Source organism: Pseudoalteromonas sp. TB51 (assembly GCF_000498055.1).
Taxonomy (GTDB): domain Bacteria; phylum Pseudomonadota; class Gammaproteobacteria; order Enterobacterales; family Alteromonadaceae; genus Pseudoalteromonas; species Pseudoalteromonas atlantica.
This window is the reverse complement of the sequence record NZ_AUTO01000335.1, coordinates 1-3110: the sequence shown is the minus strand read 5'-3', so window position 1 is coordinate 3110 and position 3110 is coordinate 1. Positions and strand designations below refer to the sequence as shown.

The 3110-nt window shown below is 45.1% G+C and carries 4 protein-coding genes; all 4 read right to left on the bottom strand.

Translation table 11 applies throughout. The features are described 5' to 3' along the window. Positions 1–478: pyridoxal-phosphate dependent enzyme (locus L650_RS0121050; RefSeq protein WP_029774309.1), on the bottom strand; the 478-nt coding region annotated here is incomplete at its 3' end. Between the two features lie 2 nt (positions 479–480). After that, positions 481–2337, bottom strand: coding sequence for a dihydroxy-acid dehydratase (ilvD, locus tag L650_RS0121045; RefSeq protein ID WP_024032149.1), 1857 nt, complete (start codon positions 2335–2337; stop codon positions 481–483). 105 nt (positions 2338–2442) lie between these two features. Beyond that, complete coding sequence (ilvM, locus tag L650_RS0121040) at positions 2443–2685, bottom strand: acetolactate synthase 2 small subunit (protein WP_004589295.1); 243 nt, start codon at positions 2683–2685, stop codon at positions 2443–2445. Continuing rightward, positions 2682–3110, bottom strand: a 429-nt coding sequence (locus tag L650_RS0121035) for a thiamine pyrophosphate-dependent enzyme (RefSeq protein ID WP_029774308.1), incomplete at its 5' end; no start/stop codon positions are given. The genes L650_RS0121035 and ilvM, both read right to left, overlap by 4 nt.

The window sequence follows — 3110 nt, the reverse complement described above, 5'->3', positions numbered from 1 at the left end:
GAGCCACTGTGCCTTGCCCCACTATTACGTCAGGGTCATCAAAAGGCGGTACAAATACGCCATTGCGTTGTTCTGTTAGTTCAAGTGCATGTGCTTTTGCAGCATCAAAATGATGGCCATGTAAAACCACTTCACCGCCCAGCGCACGTACCGCACTTACTTTTATTTCAGGCGTGGTAACTGGCATAACAATAGTGGCTTTATGGCCAAGGTGTGAAGCACTAAGCGCCACACCTTGTGCATGGTTACCCGCAGATGCCGTAATAACAACAGACCCTTTTGGTAACTTGTTTAATTTATTATAAGCACCGCGTAACTTAAACGAATACACGGGCTGTTGATCTTCACGCTTTAACCAAACATGGTTGCCTAATTTATCACTGAGGTCGCGCATTTCGCTGACCTCAGTTACTTTAGCTAGCGGTTCCATATTGGCCTGAATAATAGCGCGAAAATAATCGAGCTCTTGAGAAACCATAATTAGCTAAGCTCCTCCAGTTTGGCTAAATCACGTACTGCGCCTTTATCGGCACTGGTTGCAAGTAATGCATACGCTTTTAATGCCGACGATACATAGCGGTCACGATCAAGCGGCTTATACGCTTGCTTACCACGCGCTAATTGCTTTTGTTTACGTGCTTCTAGCTCTTCATCACTTAATGCAAGGGTGATTTCACGTGTTGCGATATCAATGATAATTTTGTCGCCATTTTCAACATACGCAATAGCACCGCCACTTGCCGCCTCTGGCGATACGTGGCCGATTGATAAACCTGAGGTGCCGCCCGAGAAACGACCATCGGTTATCAAGGCACATTTTTCAGCAAGGCCTTTTGATTTTAAGTAGCTCGTTGGGTAAAGCATTTCTTGCATACCTGGGCCGCCTTTAGGGCCTTCGTAGCGAATAACCACAACATCACCGGCTTTTACTTCGTCGTTTAAAATGCCTTCTACTGAATCATCTTGCGACTCGTACACCACGGCAGTGCCTTCAAAATGCAGCATTTCGTCCACTACGCCTGCACTTTTAACAATACAGCCATCAACCGCTAAATTACCTGAAAGCACAGCTAAGCCACCATCTTGTCTAAAGGCATGCTCAACACTACGGATACAACCATGCTCTCGGTCGTTATCGCCTTCATCCCAACGGCACTCTTGGCTCATTGCTTTTGTAGTACGAATACCGGCAGGGCCTGCACGGTAAAACTTTTGTGCTGCTTCGTTTGTAGGATCAGTCGCATCCCACTTTTTAACAAGCTCACCCATCGTCATACCCGCTACGTGGTTTACCGATAAATCAACTAAACCTGCTTTACCTAGCTCACGTACAATTGCCATCATGCCACCAGCGCGATGCACATCTTCTATGTGGTACTCAGGTGTAGCTGGGGCTACTTTACATAAAAATGGGGTTTTACGAGAAAGCTCATCAATGTGCGACATATCAAAATCTACACCGGCTTCTTGTGCTGCTGCTAATAAATGCAATACGGTATTAGATGAACCCCCCATGGCAATATCAACCACCATAGAGTTCATAAAGGCTGTTTTGTTTGCAATTGCACGCGGTAACACGTCGTGGTTGTCTTTTTGGTAGTACTCGCGACACAAGTCAACAATGCGAGCGCCGGCTTCTACATACAGTTGCTTACGATCTTTATGCGTTGCAAGCGTTGTTCCGTTACCCGGTAGTGCAAGGCCAATAGCCTCCAATAAACAGTTCATTGAGTTGGCAGTAAACATACCCGAACACGAGCCACAGGTAGGACACGCAGAGCGCTCTACTTGCTCTGAATCAGCATCACTTACTGTTTCATCAGCACCTTTTACCATGGCATCAACTAAATCTAGTTTAATATCGATGTTAGCAAGTTTGGTTTTACCCGCTTCCATTGGCCCGCCCGATACAAAAATAACCGGTATATTTAAACGTAGCGCTGCAAGCATCATCCCTGGAGTGATTTTGTCACAGTTAGAAATACAGATCATCGCATCGGCGCAGTGGCCGTTAACCATGTACTCAACAGAGTCTGCAATTAAGTCGCGAGAAGGGAGTGAGTAAAGCATACCACCGTGGCCCATTGCGATACCGTCATCAATTGCGATGGTGTTAAATTCTTTTGGTACGCCGCCCGCTTGCGTGATTGTTTCAGCCATTAGCTCACTAAGCTGATTAAGGTGTACATGCCCTGGTACAAATTGCGTAAACGAGTTAACTACAGCAATAATAGGTTTACCAAAGTCGGTGTCGGTCATGCCTGTTGCGCGCCATAATGCACGTGCGCCTGCGCGTTTACGTCCTTCAGTTGTTGTTGCACTTCTTAATTTAGCCATAGTTACCTCTGTTTTGCCGCTGTGTAAGCGGGCATTCCTCATTCTAAAAATTGTTGAGTTACTGATGGTTATATTCAGTAACGCGTAAATGTGTTTCGTTAGCAGTTACACTGCTTGTTGCTGTAAATTTTCTAAGCTGATTTCTTTAACGTCCACCAACTTATTTAGCTGGCTGGTTAATAGATGAATAGGCTTATCGCTATCGACCGTCATTGCTATCGTATATTGAGCTTCATCTGTATTAAGCTGAAAATGCGTAAGGTCAAAACCACGGTGACGTACAACACGTAAAAAGCGCTCCACCGCAATACTTTGGTTTTTCAATGCAATAGTTAAGCTGTGTTTCATTGTGCTTTCTCCGTAATCATTTCGTCATTTGCAGCCCCTGGTGGTACAAGCGGCCATACGTTTTCTTTATCATCTATACAGGCATGTAAAATATACGGCCCTTCGCTGTTTACCAGTGCAGTAATTGCATCGTCTACTTCGTTGGCTTTAGTAATAGTTTGCCCAGGAATACCAAATACCGCCGCTAACTGAACAAAGTCAGGGTTATCTGAAAGATTGGTTTCAGAGTAACGCCCTTCAAAAAACAGTTCCTGCCATTGACGAACCATACCTAAGCGTTGGTTATCTAATATTAGTATTTTTACTGGTAAATTGTTACGACGTATAGTGGCAAGCTCTTGAATGTTCATCATGATTGAGCCATCGCCCGACACCGTTATTACAAAATCATCTGGGCGTGCTACTTGCGCGCCAATAGCCGCGGG